Annotated in this window: 16 protein-coding genes; 13 read left to right on the top strand and 3 right to left on the bottom strand. The window is 62.0% G+C overall.

Going from position 1 to position 16,627, the window contains the following annotated elements; translation table 11 throughout:
- The first annotated feature begins 214 nt into the window (after positions 1 to 214).
- From ACSQ2A_RS02690 to ACSQ2A_RS02665, 6 genes are all read left to right on the top strand, one after another.
- Positions 215 to 1,219, top strand: a complete 1,005-nt coding sequence (locus tag ACSQ2A_RS02690) for an ABC transporter permease (protein ID WP_295411087.1) — start codon at positions 215 to 217, stop codon at positions 1,217 to 1,219.
- A gap of 4 nt (positions 1,220 to 1,223) precedes the next feature.
- A complete protein-coding gene (locus tag ACSQ2A_RS02685) occupies positions 1,224 to 2,081 on the top strand; it encodes an ABC transporter permease (RefSeq protein ID WP_295411085.1) in 858 nt (285 codons plus the stop codon).
- 4 nt (positions 2,082 to 2,085) lie between these two features.
- Positions 2,086 to 3,114, top strand: coding sequence for an ABC transporter ATP-binding protein (locus tag ACSQ2A_RS02680; protein ID WP_436070974.1), 1,029 nt, complete (start codon positions 2,086 to 2,088; stop codon positions 3,112 to 3,114).
- Positions 3,111 to 4,025, top strand: coding sequence for an ABC transporter ATP-binding protein (locus tag ACSQ2A_RS02675; RefSeq protein ID WP_436070973.1), 915 nt, complete (start codon positions 3,111 to 3,113; stop codon positions 4,023 to 4,025). The genes ACSQ2A_RS02680 and ACSQ2A_RS02675 overlap by 4 nt, the downstream gene beginning before the upstream one ends.
- Positions 4,026 to 4,213: 188 nt before the next feature.
- The gene (locus tag ACSQ2A_RS02670) at positions 4,214 to 5,155 is read left to right on the top strand and encodes a family 43 glycosylhydrolase (RefSeq protein WP_436070972.1); all 942 of its coding nucleotides are present in this window, start codon (positions 4,214 to 4,216) and stop codon (positions 5,153 to 5,155) included.
- Between the two features lie 67 nt (positions 5,156 to 5,222).
- Positions 5,223 to 6,029: an alpha/beta fold hydrolase gene (locus ACSQ2A_RS02665; protein ID WP_436070971.1), complete on the top strand. Its 807-nt coding sequence runs from the start codon at positions 5,223 to 5,225 to the stop codon at positions 6,027 to 6,029.
- A gap of 172 nt (positions 6,030 to 6,201) precedes the next feature.
- On the opposite strand, the gene ACSQ2A_RS02660 is transcribed toward ACSQ2A_RS02665, so the two are convergent.
- The 3 genes from ACSQ2A_RS02660 to ACSQ2A_RS02650 all read right to left on the bottom strand — a co-directional run bounded on the left by ACSQ2A_RS02660 (position 6,202) and on the right by ACSQ2A_RS02650 (position 7,768).
- Complete coding sequence (locus ACSQ2A_RS02660) at positions 6,202 to 6,423, bottom strand: hypothetical protein (RefSeq protein WP_436070970.1); 222 nt, start codon at positions 6,421 to 6,423, stop codon at positions 6,202 to 6,204.
- A gap of 188 nt (positions 6,424 to 6,611) precedes the next feature.
- A complete protein-coding gene (locus tag ACSQ2A_RS02655; protein WP_436070969.1) occupies positions 6,612 to 7,103 on the bottom strand; it encodes a group III truncated hemoglobin in 492 nt (163 codons plus the stop codon).
- Positions 7,100 to 7,768 (bottom strand): helix-turn-helix transcriptional regulator, encoded by a 669-nt coding sequence (locus tag ACSQ2A_RS02650; RefSeq protein ID WP_436070968.1) that lies wholly within the window; start codon positions 7,766 to 7,768, stop codon positions 7,100 to 7,102. The genes ACSQ2A_RS02655 and ACSQ2A_RS02650 overlap by 4 nt, the downstream gene beginning before the upstream one ends.
- A gap of 111 nt (positions 7,769 to 7,879) precedes the next feature.
- Here ACSQ2A_RS02650 and ACSQ2A_RS02645 point away from each other — a divergent pair, with 111 nt between their 5' ends.
- The 7 genes from ACSQ2A_RS02645 (at position 7,880) to ACSQ2A_RS02615 (ending at position 16,432) form a co-directional block, all read left to right on the top strand.
- On the top strand, positions 7,880 to 8,482 hold the full coding sequence (locus ACSQ2A_RS02645) for a superoxide dismutase (RefSeq protein WP_436070967.1): 603 nt from the start codon (positions 7,880 to 7,882) through the stop codon (positions 8,480 to 8,482).
- Between the two features lie 186 nt (positions 8,483 to 8,668).
- Entirely contained in the window at positions 8,669 to 9,316 is a 648-nt protein-coding gene (locus ACSQ2A_RS02640; protein ID WP_436070966.1) for a flavin reductase family protein, read from the top strand.
- A gap of 153 nt (positions 9,317 to 9,469) precedes the next feature.
- The gene (locus ACSQ2A_RS02635; RefSeq protein WP_436070965.1) at positions 9,470 to 9,748 is read left to right on the top strand and encodes a DUF6894 family protein; all 279 of its coding nucleotides are present in this window, start codon (positions 9,470 to 9,472) and stop codon (positions 9,746 to 9,748) included.
- A gap of 418 nt (positions 9,749 to 10,166) precedes the next feature.
- Positions 10,167 to 14,846 (top strand): NAD-glutamate dehydrogenase, encoded by a 4,680-nt coding sequence (locus ACSQ2A_RS02630; protein WP_436070964.1) that lies wholly within the window; start codon positions 10,167 to 10,169, stop codon positions 14,844 to 14,846.
- A gap of 38 nt (positions 14,847 to 14,884) precedes the next feature.
- On the top strand, positions 14,885 to 15,121 hold the full coding sequence (locus tag ACSQ2A_RS02625) for a hypothetical protein (RefSeq protein WP_056309230.1): 237 nt from the start codon (positions 14,885 to 14,887) through the stop codon (positions 15,119 to 15,121).
- Positions 15,121 to 15,408 (top strand): type II toxin-antitoxin system RelE/ParE family toxin, encoded by a 288-nt coding sequence (locus ACSQ2A_RS02620; protein WP_436070963.1) that lies wholly within the window; start codon positions 15,121 to 15,123, stop codon positions 15,406 to 15,408. Before ACSQ2A_RS02625 ends, ACSQ2A_RS02620 begins: the two co-directional genes overlap by 1 nt.
- A gap of 76 nt (positions 15,409 to 15,484) precedes the next feature.
- Entirely contained in the window at positions 15,485 to 16,432 is a 948-nt protein-coding gene (locus tag ACSQ2A_RS02615) for a class 1 fructose-bisphosphatase (protein ID WP_436070962.1), read from the top strand.
- The last annotated feature ends 195 nt before the right edge of the window (positions 16,433 to 16,627 follow it).

Below are 16,627 nucleotides of genomic sequence, written 5' to 3'. Positions count from 1 at the left end.
ATTGGGTCCAGGTTGGCGTGTCTTGCATCCCATGATGTCACCCCGGCGCAGGCCGGGGCCCATCCTGAGATGACTTCACTCCATAAGGCCCCCAATCTGCGGGAGATGGGCCCCGGCCTGCGCCGGGGTGACATTTAGTGGAGGAGACTGCTTCGGCGCCCCATTGGCCGAGGACTGACCCCCACCGAGTAGGCAAGGACGGTGAGGAGTCCGTATGCAAGGTTATCTCTATTTCGTGGCGAAGCGCGCGCTGCTGATGTTCGCAGTGATATTCTTCGGCGTTTCGGCCATGTTTCTCGTGACGTATCTCTCGCCTATCGACCCGGTCGAACAAGTGCTGGGACGACTTTCGGCCAGATCGAACTTGTCGCCTGAAGCCATTGCGGCGACGCGCGAGGCGCTGACGGCCATGTTTGGCACCGGGCAGCCGATGCTGACCCAATATTTCAACTTCTGGACGCGGCTGCTGCAGGGTGACCTTGGCGCATCGCTGATGGCATTCCCCACGCCGGCCATGGAGCTGGTGATGCGCGGCATGCCCTGGACGCTGGGTCTGCTGCTGAGCTCGACCATCTTCACCTTCATCATCGGCAATCTGATGGGCGGGCTTGCCGGCTACTTTCAGAACAACCGGTTCTTCAAGGCCTTTGGCATCGTGACCATGGGCCTGCAGCCGATCCCCTATTACATCGTCGCCTTCATCATCCTGATCATCTTCGGCTTCCTCTGGCCGGTGCTGCCGATTTCGGGCGGGTTCAGCATGGATGTGCGGCCGGGCTGGTCTTGGACCTTCGTCTTCTCGGTGCTGCAGCACTCGCTGCTGCCGGCGTTCTCGCTGGTGCTGGTGGGGCTCGGTGGCTGGTTCATCGGCATGCGGGCGCTGGTGTCGAACATCGTCACCGAGGACTATGTGACCTATGCCGAACTCGCCGGCGTCAAGCGCGACACCATTGTCGGCTCCTATGTGATGCGCAATGCGCTGGTGCCGCAGGTGACCGCGCTCGCCATGACCATTGGCGGGGTGTTTTCGGGCACGATCATCACCGAGCAGGTGTTCAACTATCCCGGCATGGGATCGCTGCTGGTCGATGCCGTGAATGCCGGCGACTATTCGACAGTTCTTGCGGTCTGCACCGTCTCGATCACCGCCGTCGCGTTTGCAATCTTTGTCGTGGACTTGCTGCATCCGCTGCTCGATCCGCGCGTTCGGGCGGAGTAGAGCCATGTTCGCCGTTTTTCGCGATCTCATCCGCTACAATGCCGAGTTTACCATCGGGCTGATCCTTGTGGGGATCATGGTGGTCTTTGCCTCGCTGTCGTTCTTCGCGCCGATGGACCCCAGCCTGATCTACATGACTATTCCCGACCAGCCGCCTTCGGCGCAGTATTGGTTCGGCACCAACTCGCGCGGACAGGACCTCTTCTGGCAGCTCTCGGCGGCGTTCAAGAACAGCCTGATCTTCGGCATCACGGTCGCTGTCTTGAGCCGCATCATCTCGATCACGGTGGGGCTCGCTGCCGGGTATCTCGGCGGCTGGGTCGACCGGGTGCTGATGTTCATCAACGACATTTTCGTGTCCGTGCCGATCTTCCCGATCCTTGTGCTGTTCTACTTCGTGCTGCGCAACAACATGGACAGTTTCACCATGGCGCTGATCCTTGCCTGTTTCGGCTGGCCGTTTGACGCGCGGCTGATCCGGTCGGTGGCGCTGGGGCTGAAGCATCGCGAATTTACGCGGCATGCCGTGTTTGCCGGGATGTCGACGCGAAAAGTGCTGCTTGAGGAGCACCTGCCCTATGTGATGCCGATCGTGTTCTCGACCTTCATGAACAACATGCTCTGGTCGATAGGCATGGAGGTGACGCTGGCCGTGCTTGGCTTCACCAATATCAACAATCCCACCATCGGCACCGTTCTCTACTGGGCCAATTCGCATTCGGCCATGGTGGTCGGGGTGTGGTGGTGGATCGTCATTCCGGTGATCCTGATCGTCATGACCTTCCTGGGGCTGTTCCTGCTGGCTGTCAGCATGAACGAATATATCGACCCGCGCAGCCGCCTGCGCCGCATGGGGGCTTGAGGCCATGGCTGAGGATATCGTTAAAGTCGAAGGGCTGAAGGCCTATTACCAGATGAACTACTTTGGCGTGAGCCGGGAGGTTCGGGCGGTCGACGGCATCACCATGACCGTGCGCAAGGGTGAGGTCTATGGCATTGCCGGGGAGAGTTCTTCGGGCAAGACAAGCTTCATCAAGGTGCTGGCTGCTGCCATTCGCCCGCCGCTGCGGGTCGTGGAAGGGTCGGTAAAATTCGACTTCAAGAATGGGCCGTTCGAGGTCGCGACGGCGACGCCCAGGGAGATCGAGGCGGTGCGGTGGAAGCACCTCTCGTACATCATGCAGGGGTCGATGAGCGTGCTCAATCCGGTGCGGCGCATCGGGCGGACCTTTCATGACTTTGCCTCGCGGCCGATGGGGCTGACGGGCAAGGCGTTCGAAGACCGGGTGATTGCGCATCTGGCACGGCTCAAATTGCCGCCGGATGTGTTGAAGGCCTATCCGCATGAGCTTTCGGGCGGCATGCGGCAGCGCGTGACCATTGGGCTCGCGACCGTCTGCCACCCCGAATTCATTATCGCCGACGAGCCGACGACGGCGCTCGACGTGGTGGTGCAGAAGGAGGTGCTGAGCCTTATCCGCGACATTCAGAAGGAGATGAACGCGGCCGTGGTGTTCGTGACGCATGACATGAGCGTGCATGCGAATGTCGCGGATCGGGTGGGGATTATCTATGCGGGGCGCCTCGTTGAAGAGGGACCGACGCGGGACATGTTCTTTGCGCCAAAGCACCCCTATACGGCGCATCTGGTGGCAAGCCTGCCGCGCATTGGCGACACCAAGCAGCGGCCGGCGCTCGAAGGGCGACCGCCGAACCTGGCTGATCCGCCGCAGGGTTGCCGGTTCCATCCACGCTGCCCGCTGGCCGTGGATAAATGCCGGCAGGAAGCGCCGCCGCTCGAGCAGGTGGGGCCGGATCATCGGACCGCCTGCTGGCGCTGGCAGGATGTGAAACCGCTGGTTGGGGCCAGTGCACCATCAGGAGTGATGGCATGACGACGCTTCTCGATGTGCGCGATGTTTCCAAGCATTTCACCATGGGCGGGATTTTTGGCCGCAAGACCGTGAATGCGGTGATGGACGCGAGTTTTTCGCTGAGTGCGGAGAACCCGGAGATTTTCACCATTATCGGCGAGAGCGGATCGGGCAAGACGACACTGGCGCGGATGATCCTGGGGCTGGAAGACCCGAGCGACGGGGAAATCCTGTTTCGGGGGAAGAAGGTGACCCGGCATGCGGGGCGGGCGGAGAAGCTCGCTTTCATGAGCCAGGTGCAGCCAGTGTTTCAGAACCCGTTCGAGGCGTTCAATCCGCTGAAGAAAATCGAGCGGTATCTGGAAAGCACGGCGCGGCGTTTTTTGCAGACGAAGGACCGGGCGGCGATTGATCGAGCGATGGACGAGGCGTTGCAGAAGGTGGGGTTGAGCCTGAAAGAGGTTCGCGGGCGCTTTCCGCATGAGATGAGCGGCGGGCAATTGCAGCGCTGCGCCATTGCGCGGGCGCTGATCCCTAATCCACCGCTGCTGATTGCCGATGAGCCGGTGTCGATGGTCGACGCTTCGCTGCGCATGAGCATCGTCAACCTGCTCAAGAGCCTGCGGGATGACCTGAAGGTGTCGGTGATCTACATCACGCATGACCTGGCGACGGCCTATTATATTTCCAACCGGCTGATCATCATGCAGCGCGGGCGGATCGTTGAGATGGGCGATGCACGCACGGTGCTGGATAATCCGCAGCATCCCTATTCGAAGCTGCTGAAGGCTTCTGTGCTGTCCACTGACGATGCGGGCGATGGGAAGCTCGAGACCGATCCGGGGATGGTGACGGCGGCTAATGGGCTGGTGGGTCAGGCCGGGAAGCTGGTGGCGCGGCCGGATGGGCGGGAAGTGAGAGTCTATGGGTAGCGAGATTACCCCCTCCTAGCCTCCCCCTGGGGGGAGGGACCTATCGAGTTTGGGAAGACATTTCGATCCACGACGTCATTCCCGCGAAAGCGGGAATCTTCCTTCAGCGCCATGAACAGAGATTCCCGCTTTCGCGGGAATGACGCTGTGGGTGGGGTGGCCGCGGATTTCATCTGAGGAACAAATGCATGAGCGCGCCGATATTTCGGGACCCTGTCGAGGATGGGGCGGCTGATCCGACGGTGATCCGGCGGGAAGGCACCAATGAGTGGTGGATGTTCTATACCAATCGCCGGGCTGCGGCCGGCGGCAAAGGGTTTTCATGGATCCATGGGTCGCCGATTGGGATCGCGGTTTCGACCGATGATGGGGCGAGCTGGCACTATCGGGATACGGTGAAGGGGCTCGATGCGCCTGGGGATGATGGGCTCAATACGCATTGGGCGCCGGAGGTGATCTTTGCCGAGGGGCGGTATCACATGTTCCTCAGCTATATCACCGGGGTGCCGACGCACTGGAAGGTGCCGCGGACGATTACGCATTTTGTCAGCGACGATCTTGAGAGCTGGACGCGGGTTGGGCCGCTGGCGCTTTCGAGCACGAACTGCATCGATGCATGTGTCTTCAAGAGTCCGGATGGGCTGTGGCGCATGTGGTACAAGGACGAGGGCCAGGGATCGAGCACCTGGAGCGCGACCAGCACGGATATGTTCGACTGGAAGCTCGAAGGGTTGGTGCTGCCGGGATCGCCGGAGGCGCCGCCGCATGAGGGGCCGAATGTGTTTCGGCTGGGCGGGTTTTACTGGCTGATCGTCGATGAATGGCGGGGTCAGGCGGTTTATCGCTCGGACGATACGAAGAACTGGGTGCGACAGGGGATCGTGGGCGGCGAGCCGGGCGTGGATGCGCTGGACCACAAATTCATGCGCCACGCGCAGGTGGTCGTCGTGGGCGACCATGGCGCGCTCTACTATTTCACCCATCCCGAATGGGATGAGCTGGGGCACAAGGAAGGGCCGCCGGATGCGCGGTCGCGGGCGACGGTGATCCATCATGGGCGGCTGACCGTGCAAGACGGCGTGCTGGTTCTGGAACGCGATATTCCTGTCGATCTCCCGCTACTGCGATAAAGTCTCCCCAACAGTCGAAAGCTGTTTTGTGCACTCGTCGCGGCGGTGTCACAGATGGAGGGACAATATGGAAGACACTTTCCAGGACGACGGCCTCGACCTTTTTGCACAAGACGGTCCCCCTGCCCTGCCGGCAGGGGGCGAGTATCTGGAGCGCGACGGGGCGCGGGTCTGGTTCGCCAGCTTCGGCGCGGGGCCGGCGGTGTTGCTGCTGCATGGCGGCATGGGGAATTCCAACAATTTTGGGCATCAGGTGCCGGCGCTGGTTGAGGCCGGGTATCGTGTCGTGGTGATCGACAGCCGGGGGCATGGGCGGAGTTCATGGGATGGCGGGGCGTTTTCTTACGCGCAGTTCGCCGAGGATGCCTTTGCGGTGCTGGATCGGCTGGAGATCGACAGCGTGGCCGTGGTTGGATGGAGCGATGGGGCTTGTACCGGGCTCGCCATGGCCAAGGCGGCGCCGGAGCGGGTGGCGGGGGTTTTCTTCTTTGCCTGCAATGTCGATCCGAGCGGGACGTTGCCGTTTGAGTTTACGGAGACGATCGGGAAGTGCCTGGCGCGGCATCAGAAGGATTATGCAGCGCTGTCGCCGCATGCGGAGCGGTTCGACGAGATGAGTTCAAAACTGCAGGTTATGCAGGGGCGCCAGCCGGATTATTCCGCGGAGGATTTACGCGCGACTGAGGTGCCGGTGACGGTGGCGCAGGCGGAGCGGGATGAGTTCATTCGGGCGGAGCATGCGCGGTATATCGCGGAGACGGTGCCGGGGGCGCGGTATGTCGAAATGGCTGGCGTGAGCCACTTTGCGCCGGTGCAGCGGCCGGGGGTGTTTAATGGGGTGGTGTTGGAGTTTTTGGAGGGGCTGGATGATTAGGGGGCTGGTGGTTGCCGCACCAAAGGGCGTCATTCGCCTCCCGCATGCCACGGCGTCATTCCCGCGAAAGCGGGAATCTCCTCTCGCAAAACAGAGATTCCCGCTTTCGCGGGAATGACGCCGTGTATTTGAATGGCTTCAGCCGCGCGGAGCCCCGCATTCGATAGATCGTCTACTGCGTCGGCGATTCCGCGCCCAGTTCGCGTTGGCGCCGTAGAAAACCGATCCAGCTGCTGAAGCGGTCGTGGAGTTTGCTGAAGCGGGTGGCGGTGTCGTTGGGGACGCCGAGGGTGATCAGTTCCTCGTGCATGTCCTTGAGGGCGCGTTCCATGTCGTCCGCGTCGTCGAGCAATTGCTCGATCTGCTCCTGGGTTAGTCTGACCAATGTTGCCATGACAGATACTCCTTCCCTGGGGGAAGGATACGCTCAAACTTGGGTGTCGTCAGGGGGGACCAATCACCGAGCGTCGCCCCTCGAGCTTGACCGAAGACACTTCATTTGGGCCATGCGTGGGAAAGTGCAGAGCCCTCGGGTCAAGCCCGAGGGTGACGATCTGGGTGTGGGTGGCGATCCTAAGGGGATCAGTTGCTATCCGGCTTCCAGATCGCGGGCGGTTCGCGTTTTAGCGGGCCCATGGTGGTGATGTCGTTGCCGCGGCGCATGGCGATGTTCATGCGGAAGGAATTGCCGATGCGTTCGGAGCGCTCGATGAAGATTTCGGCGATTTCGGGCGCGCAGAGGCGCGTGACGGTTTCGCGGAAAAGGCGCAGCCAGCGCATGAAGTGGGCATCTTCAAGCTCGGGGATAGCCATGTGCTTGGGCATGGGGCGGCCGCCATATTTGCCGGTGCCGAGAAGCATGGAGCTCCAGAAGTCGGCGATGGTGGCGAGGTGGGCCGGCCAATCGGCTTCGGGGATAACGCGATTGAAGACGGGGCCGATGACGGCATCCTGGCGGGCGGCGGCGTAGAATTCGTTGACGACCTGCTGGATGAGGGCTTCGTCGAGGCCTTCGGGGGTGTCCCAGCCAATGCGGGTGAGGCGCGTGCCGACGGGGGGGCGGGGATCGGTCATGGGGTGGACTCAGGGGTAATGCGATAGGAGCAGCGGCGGCCGCCGCTGACGATGTGTTCTTCGCGCTCGACATTGACGTTGGGGCCGAGGACGGCGCGGAAGACGTCGAGTTCGGCGCGGCAAAAGCCCTGGCAGGCTGTGGCGGCGGCGCAGATGGGACAGTGGTTTTCGATAAGCAGCAGCGAGCCGTCGGGCTGCTCGTTCCAATCGGCCATGTAGCCTTCGCGGCTGCGCAGGTCGACGAGGGCGGCGACGCGATCCTTCAGGTCCGGCTTGTCCGATACGGCGCCTTCATAGGCTTCACGCGTGAGGGTTTCGCGGGCGGTTATGATGGTGTCGAGGGCGGCTTCGCCGAGGGTCGAGCCGATGAGGTCGAGGAGCTGGACCGTCAGGGCTGCGTGCGTATCGGGGAAGCGCGACTGGGCGGCCGGGGTAAGCGACCAGGATTGGGTGGGACGGCCGACGCCGGAGGAGATGTTTTCGGAGGTGACGAGGCCTTCTTGCGCAAGGCGCAGCAATTGCTGGCGCGCGGCTTCGCCGGTGATCCCCAACTGTTCGCCGATGGCGGACGAGGAGAGGCCATTGCGCATTTTCAGGGCCATGAGCACGCGCTCGCCGGGGCTGCGCGGCGACCATGCGTAATTTTCCAAGTCCGAACTTGACATATTCGTGGAATGGGTTTTCAAAGTCATTGCTTGGAAAATACTCCGGATGGCCAACAATGGCAAGCCGGTCGCGTTTCTGGTTCTCGGAAGCGCTTTTGAAGGAGCCCCGAAATGGCCTTTGAACTCCCCACCCTGCCCTATTCCACCAATGCGCTGGCCGCTGCCGGCATGAGCCAGGAAACGCTGGAGCTGCACCACGGCAAGCACCATCAGGCCTATGTGACGGCGCTCAACGGTTTCGTTGAGAAGAATCCGGACCTGCAGGGCAAGAGCCTTGAAGAGATCGTTCTCTTTGCCAAGGACAAGGCCGATCTGGCGCCGGTGTTCAACAATGCAGGCCAGCACTGGAACCACATCCATTTCTGGAACGCGCTGACCCCGACCGGCGGCAAGCTGCCGGGCAAGCTCGAAGCCAAGATCGTTGAAGATTTTGGTTCGGTGGATGCCTTCAAGGATGCGTTCAAGACTGCTGCGACGACGCAGTTTGGTTCGGGCTGGGCATGGCTGGTGCTGGGTACGGATGGGAAGCTGAAGGCGACGAAGACGCCGAATGGCTCGAACCCGATCGCTACGGGTGAAGGCAAGGTGCTGCTTGGGCTCGATGTGTGGGAGCACAGCTATTATGTCGACTTCCGCAATCGTCGCCCGGATTATGTGACCAACTTCCTCGATAAATTGGCGAACTATGAGTTTGCCGAGGCGAACCTGGGCTAAGGCCGTAAGCCACCGCACGCACTGAGGGTCGTCACCACCGGGCTTGTCCCGGTGGTCCATGCCATCCTCAAGATGGCGGCTCCCCGAGATGGATTGCCGGGACAAGCCCGGCAATGACGACGGTGGGGCGAGCGTCGTGCGGGTGGCGGCACCAGATCCAATGTTTTCTCCAAATTCTGGAATGCGATGCGGCGGATGGATTGCACCTTGCGACCGGATTGCGCGATTATTGATTTTCAGCAGTTCGCCAGACGCGCAAAGCGCGCCAAGGCGGGTGCGTCCTTGAGTAGCGTTATGGCTGATTTTGAAATGCCGGACAGCATGGCGCTGCGCCCGACGAGAAACCCTGTGGTGAGCACTGCGGAGTTTCGCGCGGCCATGTCATCCGTGGCTTCGAGCGTTTCCGTGGTGACGGCGCGGCGGGGCGACGAAATGGTGGGGCGAACGGTGACGGCGGTGCTGTCGCTTTCGGCCAATCCGCCTTCGGTGTTGATCTCGATCGACATCGTCAGTCGGCTGGCCGATTTCATCGCCAAGACCGGTGGATTCTCGATGGCGGTGCTGGCGGAAGATCAAAGCGAGATTGCTGACGCCTTTGCCGGCAAGGTGCCGCATGACGCGCGGTTCGATCTCGGCAAATGGTCGCGCTGGCCTTCGGGGCAACCGTTGTTGGCGGGTGCAGTGACGGCGATCGATTGCGAGGTGATCGGCTCGATCGAGACGGGCACGCATGTGCTGTTTGCGGGGGCGATCATCGAGGCGGAATCGCATGAGGGGCGCAGTCCGTTGCTGTGGCAGCGGCACGACTATCATGCGCTTTCAAGGATCGACTGACGCAGGTTTTTTGAGCACGTCCTTGCCTCGAAACCGGCAGGTACTTTCAGCAGCCAGGCTTTAGTGCCACACTGCAATCGATTTCCTGATTCACTCTGGATGAGGCAACCGCGACCGTGAGGGCGGCGTTTGCCAAGCGTCCAGGAGGCAGATGTGCCGCGTTTTTTCTTTCACTATCGTACCGATGAAGAGCTGGTTCGCGACGAAGCGGGCAGCGAATTGGCGGATCTGGACGCTGCCGAGCAGCAGGCGGCAGAAATCGGCAAGGCGATCATCGACAAGCTGGCCGGCGAAGGCGGCGAGACGCGCGCACCACGGACCATCGAGATTACCGACGCGCGCGGCGAAGAGCTGCTCTACGTGGTGTTTTGGGAAGGGCCGAAAATCGGCGAAGGGCCAGCGAACCCGGTCACGCCGGTAAGCGTGCACTGATCGGAACCAGGCTTCGCGCCCGGATTATTCAGAAGAACAATGGTCCGCCATGGGCGGTGACGGCGAAGCCCAGAATCAGGGCTGCGGCCAGCGCGGCGTAGGAAACCATCAGATAGACGTTGGGCATGGGGGCCTCATCGCAATGTCTATCAAAAGACTACCAGATCAATCGAGATTAACAAGAGGTAAACGCTGCGTGACGGGGCGCGAGTCGGAAACGCTTTGCCCGAATGTGGCAGTTTTGTGAAATTTTTCGGTCGTCACACTGCTGTTCGGTCATTGGGGCATGAAACTTAGGAAGGGCAGACAGGCGGGCCAAGCCTGATAGAGTGCGGACCAAATCACTTCAGGACTGGGGTCTGGCTTTGAGAGAAAGCGGCACCGGGATCACCTGAAAGCGCTCTAAGGGGGGCGGCATATGACGGACGAACGGAGCTGGGCTTTTATCGAGGCAGCATCGGCCTTGGCGAAGGGGAATGCCAGCCTGGAGCGCTTCCTGATCGAGGCCATCAAGGCGGCTGATCCGGACGATCTGGTGCGTCAGAAGCCCGAAGTTCTGCTTGCCGCGCTCGAGGCCAGCCACAAGGCGCTGTTTGCCGGGTCCCTGAGTGATACGCGCATTCTGCTCACCCCGCCGGCCCATGCGGGTGGCGCGCTGGTGATCGATGTGATTTCGCCCGACATGCCCTTTATCGTCGACTCGACGCTGGCGGCGCTGCGGGCCATGGGCGGGGCCATTCGCCTCTTCTGCCATCCCGTGGTGCGGGTGAACCAGGGCCAGGTGGCCGAGACCGGTGGCGCGGCGATCAGCGTGCTGCATATCCATAGCGAGCCAGTGGCCGATCCCGAAGCGTTGCGCGCAGAGATTGCCGAAACGCTGACCGAAGTGGCGCGGGCCGTGAACGACTGGCGCCCGATGCTCGACAGGTTGCGGCAGGCGATGGGTGGGCTCGACGGGCTGAAGCCGGCGCTGCGCGACGAGCCGGTGCGCTTTCTCGAATGGCTGACCGAGCATAATTTTACCTTCCTCGGCATGCGCGAATATCGGCTTGAAGACGAGACGCTGGTGCCGGAGGACGATACCGGTCTCGGCATTTTGCGCGATCACGCGCTGAAGGTTTTGCGGACGGGCCAGGCCTATGTGGACAGCACGCCGGAGCTGGTGGCTTTCCTCAAGACGGCCGAGCCGCTGCTGGTGACCAAGGCCAATGTGCGGGCGCGCGTGCATCGGCGCGTGCATCTCGATTATGTCGGGGTGAAGCTTTATGACGCCGCGGGCAATGTGCGTGGCGAACTGCGCGTGGTGGGGCTGTTTACCGCCCAGGCGCTCGCGACGCCGCATACCGATGTGCCCATCATCCGGCGCAAGGTGGCCGAGGTGATGCGCAAGAGCGGGCTTGATCCGCTGGGACATGCCGGCCGGGCGCTGCTGAGCGCGCTCGATAGCTATCCGCGCGACGAGATGTTCCAGATCGATACGGGATTGCTGGCGGAATTTTCTGAGGCGATTGCGGCTCTTTATGATCGGCCGCGGGTGCGGGTCTTGCCGCGTATCGACCGGTTCGACAATTTTGTCTCGATATTGGTTTTCGTGCCGCGCGACCGGTATGACGGGGACGTGCGGGCGCGGATCACGCGCTATCTCGCTGAAATCTATGACGGGCGCGTTTCGGCCTATTATCCGAATTTTCCCGAAGGGGATCTCGTGCGGCTGCATGTGATCATCGGGCGGCTTGGGGGCGTGACGCCAAATCCGAGCCGAGCGGAGCTCGAAAGCCGCGTCGAAGCGCTGACGCAGGATTTTTCGGACCTGCTGCAGAAAGCGGCGCCCGATCCGGCAACGATCAGCGACTATCGTTCGGCGTTTTCGCAAGCCTATCAGTCGCGCAATTCGGCCGAGGATGCGCTGGGCGATATTGCCGTGCTGCGCGAGGTGCATGAGGGTGGCATTGCGCTGAAACTGCGGGCGCGGCAGGGCGCCGAGGGCGCGCTGGGGCTGAAATTCTATGCCAAGGGCGGGGCTATTCCGCTGTCCGACCGTGTGCCCATGCTCGAGCACTTTGGGTTCAAGGTGATCGACGAGCGCACCTATACGCTGGTGCCGCGCGACGGGATCGAGCGCTTCATCCACGACATGGTGCTGGCGCCGAGCAATGGGGCGGAGCTGGATGTTGCGGCGCGGGGTGCGGCGATCGAGGCGGGCCTCTTGGCTGTGTGGGCCGGGGCGGCGGAGAGTGATCAGCTCAATACGCTCGTGACGCAGGCCGGGCTCGACTGGACCGATGCGGCGCTGTTGCGCTCGTTCTCGCGCTATTTGCGGCAGATCGGGATTTCGTATTCGCAGCGCTATATTGCGCAGGTGCTGGTGACCCAGGCCGAGGCGGCAAAGGCGCTGGTGACGCTGTTTGGCGCGCTGCATGACCCGAAGCTCGAAAGCCGCGGCATGGCCGAGGCGGCGGCGCGGGACATTATTGCGGCGCAGCTCGAGGCGACGGCTTCGCTCGATGAGGACACGATCATTCGGCGGTTCCTCAACCTCGTTGACGCGTCGCTGCGGACCAATTCGTTCCAGCGGGATGCCGACGGGCAGCGGCGGCCGGCTTTGGCGATTAAGTATGATAGCGCCAAGGTGGAAGGCATGGCTGCGCCACGGCCTTATCGCGAGATTTCGGTCTATTCGCCGCGGGTGGAAGGTATTCACCTGCGCTTTGGCGCCATTGCACGTGGTGGCTTGCGCTGGTCGGACCGACCGGAAGATTTCCGCACGGAAGTGCTGGGACTGGTGAAGGCGCAGCAGGTGAAGAATGCGGTGATCGTGCCGGTGGGAGCCAAGGGCGGTTTTGTGCCCAAGCGGCTCGTGGCCGGCATGGCACGCGATGCGTTCATGGCGGAAGGCACCGAGAGCTACAAGATTTTCATCGGATCGCTGCTGGATGTGACCGATAATCTCATTGATGGCGAAGTCGTGCCGCCGGCCGAGACGATGCGGCGCGATGGGGATGATCCCTATCTCGTGGTGGCGGCAGACAAGGGTACGGCAAGCTTTTCGGACACGGCCAATGCCATCGCCATTTCGCGCGGCTTCTGGCTGGGCGATGCCTTCGCTTCGGGCGGTTCGGTCGGCTATGACCACAAGAAAATGGCCATTACCGCGCGTGGCGGCTGGGAGGCGGTGAAGCGGCATTTCCGCGAGATGGACCGCAATATCCAGGCGGAGCCGTTCAGCGTTGTCGGCGTCGGCGACATGAGCGGCGACGTGTTTGGCAATGGCATGTTGCTCTCGCCGGAAATCCGGCTCGTGGCAGCGTTTGACCACCGCGATATTTTCTTCGATCCGACGCCGGATGCGGCGGTGAGCCTGGCTGAGCGGAAGCGGCTTTTCGCCCTGCCCCGTTCGAGCTGGCAGGACTATGACAAGAGCCTGATCTCGGCCGGTGGTGGCGTGTTTTCGCGCAGCCTGAAGGTCATTCCGCTGAGCGAGGAAATGCAGGCGCTGCTGGGGCTGAAGAAGGCCACCGCGTCGCCGAACGAGGTGATGCGCGCCATTTTGTCGGCACAGGTGGACCTGCTGTGGTTTGGCGGTATCGGAACCTATATCAAGGCACCGGAAGAGGACGATGCCTCGGTGGGCGATCGCGCCAATGATGCGATCCGTGTTGCGGCTGATCAGGTGCGCGCCAAGGTGGTGGGCGAAGGCGCCAATCTCGGTGTGACGCAGCGTGGGCGCATTGCCTATGCGCTCAAAGGTGGGCGGATCAATACCGACGCCATCGACAATTCGGCCGGCGTCAATTCTTCCGACCTCGAGGTCAATATCAAGATCGCGCTGGCGCCGGTGGTGGCAGCGGGGGCGTTGGACGGGGAGGCGCGCATCGCCTTCCTTGCCAGCATGACCGACGACGTCGCGGCACTGTGCCTCCGGAACAACTATCTGCAGGGGCTGGCGCTGTCGCTGGCTGAGCGGGCGGGCACTTCGGAACTGCCGGACCACCGTGTGCTGATCGAAGGGCTCGAAGAGCGCGGGCGGCTTGATCGTGCCGTGGAATTCCTGCCTAGCGATGCGGTGCTCGACGCGCGGGCGGCGCAGGGCAAGGGACTGACGCGGCCGGAACTGGCTGTCATCCTTGCTTATGCAAAGCTGTCGCTGTTTGACGATCTCGTCGCAGGGCGGGCCATCGACACGCCTTATCTTGCGGGTGAGCTTTTCCGCTATTTCCCGCAAAAGCTGAATGAGACCTATCCCGCGGCCGTGGAAGGGCATCGGCTGAAGCGCGAAGTAATCGCGACGGTGTTGGCCAATGCGATGATCAATCGCGGTGGGCCGGCCTTCGTTTCCGAACTGATGGCGGCGACGAGCGCCAGTGCCGGGGAAGTGGCGCTCGCCTATACGGCGGTGCGCGATGTCTATGGGCTGACGGCGCTTTATGCGGCTGTGGACGCGCTCGACAACAAGGTGCCAGGCGCGGTGCAACTGGCGCTTTATGCCCAGGTGGAGGCCCTGCTCTATCGCGAGGCGCTGTGGTTCCTGCGCAATGGCAATGTCGGGGCGAGCGATGTGGCGGCGCTGGTGGAGCGGCACAAGGCGGGCGTCGAGGCGTTGCGTGGTGCCGGCGTCGGCCTGCTGTCCGACAAGGAGCGCGAGGCGCTTTCGGGACGGGTCGCTGAACTCGTGGCGCATGGCGTCGACGCGGAACTGGCGGAGCGGATCGGGGAATTGCCGGTGATCGGCAATGCCAGCGATATCGTGCTGGTGGCGGAACGCGCCGGGGTGTCGATCGAAGCGGCGGCGCAGGCCTTCTTCGGCGCCGCGGGGCAGTTCGATCTCTTCCGCATCGTCGAGGAGGGGCGGAATATTGTGCTGGCCGACCGGTTTGATCGCATGGCGCTTGATCGGGCGCTGGCCAATTTGATGCGCGCGCTGCGCGACCTGACGGCGGACGTGTTGAAAGCCGGGGATATCGCGACGTGGCGTGGCCAGCATGAGGCGGGGATTGCCCGGACGGTGAAGGCGGTGACGGAGCTTACCGGCGGGGCGGCGACTGTGTCGCGGCTTAGCGTGGCGGCTGGTTTGCTGGCGGATTTGGCGCGGGAGGGGTAGGCCTTTATTTTTGACGTCGGAAGGCGCATATTTTTGCCATGACTCTGACCATCGACATTCCGGAAGCATTGCGCGATCGCGTCCAGGCCATTGCGGCGCGATCAAACTTGACACCCTCGCAGGTTGTTGCGGATGCTCTGGAGCACGGGCTGTCACTTGAGTGGCAGGAGCATTTTATTGCTCAGGTCGAGGCGGGATTGAAGGATGCGGACAACGGTGACTTCGCTTCCGATGCCGAACTTTCGGCGCTCGTCAACAAATACCGCCCCATGTAATGCGCGTTGCCTGGACGCGCCGAGCCTTTCGACATCTGGATGAAATCCAGGAATACATCGCGCAGGACCGCCCCACTGCGGCATTCGAGGTTGTCAAAAACCTGACCGAAAGGTCCGTGGCGACACTTGGAACCTCCCCCATGGCCGGGCGGCCAGGACGCGTGAAACATACGCGGGAGCTGGTCTTTGCAGACCTGCCATATGTCGTCGTCTATCGCGTTGCTGAGCATGTCGAAGTCGTTGGCGTGCTGCACGTGGCGCGAAAATGGCCGCGCCGATTCGAATAGCTGCCACTCACCCAAAAGTCTGTCTTGTGCCACTCAGCTCGATCGCCATGGTGACGGGGTTCAATTGGAGATGACCATGACCTCACTTGCTCAATGGCTTGTTGCACAGACTGATGATGTTGCGCTGGCTAGTGTGGTGACCTCGATGGCGGCGGCGGGGGCAGAACTGGCGGCTATCTTGCGGGTGGCCCCGATTGCCGGGCAGACGGGGCTTGCCGGGCATACCAATGTGCAGGGCGAGGCGCAGAAGGCGCTTGATGTCATTTCCAATGATGTGGTGCTCAGGCACTTGCAGGCAAACGACGCGGTTTCGGTGCTGATTTCGGAAGAGCTGGATGATGCGGTTCATTTCGAAAACCAGGGGGCGTTCATTGTCGCCACCGATCCGCTCGATGGGTCGTCCAATCTCGATGTGAATGTGACGGTGGGGACGATTTTTTCGGTGCTGCCGAGCGCGGGGGGCCTCTTGCAGAAGGGGCGCGCGCAGTTGGCCGCCGGGTTTGTTGCCTATGGGCCGGCGACGAGTCTTGTCTTGCGGATCGCGGGTGATGTTTCGGTGTTCACGCTCGATGCTGGGGGTGAGTGGGTGCAGGTTGTCTTTGCGGCCAAGGTGCCCGAGGCCTCGGGGGAATTTGCAATCAATACGGCGCGCGAGCGGTTTTGGGACGCGGCGACGCTGGGCTATGTGAAGGAAAGTGTTGCCGGGGAAGCCGGGCCTGCCGGTAAGCGCTACAATATGCGCTGGGTGGGGTCGATGGTGGCTGATATCCTGCGCATCCTGATGCGGGGCGGGATTTTTCTCTATCCGCTCGATAGCGAGACCGTGAGCAAGGGCGGGCGGTTGCGACTGCTCTATGAGGCGAACCCGATGGCCTGGCTGGTCGAGGGGGCTGGTGGGTTGTCGACGACTGGTCGGCAGGAAATTCTCGATGTGGAGCCGACGGGGATACATCAGCGGGTGCCGGTGATTTTGGGATCGGCTGAGGAAGTGCGGCGGGTGGAGGCTTGGTACGCGAAGGGGTGATTTTTTCGCTCCTAAGAGTGAGGCCCCGACGTCTATCGTCATTGCCAGGCTTGTCCCGGCAATCCATCTCGCCTCCGCATGGACCACCGGGACAAGCCCGGTGGTGACGATGTGATATAGATGGCGTCTGACGGGTTAGAGCGAATTTGTTCTGTGGGCTGGCGAGAATTTGCAACGTTGCCACGATCTCGCTAG

Origin of the sequence: Devosia sp. LjRoot3 (assembly GCF_964252865.1) — a bacterium.
Taxonomy (GTDB): domain Bacteria; phylum Pseudomonadota; class Alphaproteobacteria; order Rhizobiales; family Devosiaceae; genus Devosia.
The sequence above is the reverse complement of the archived record's forward strand: the minus strand, read 5'-3'. Positions and strand labels throughout refer to the sequence as shown.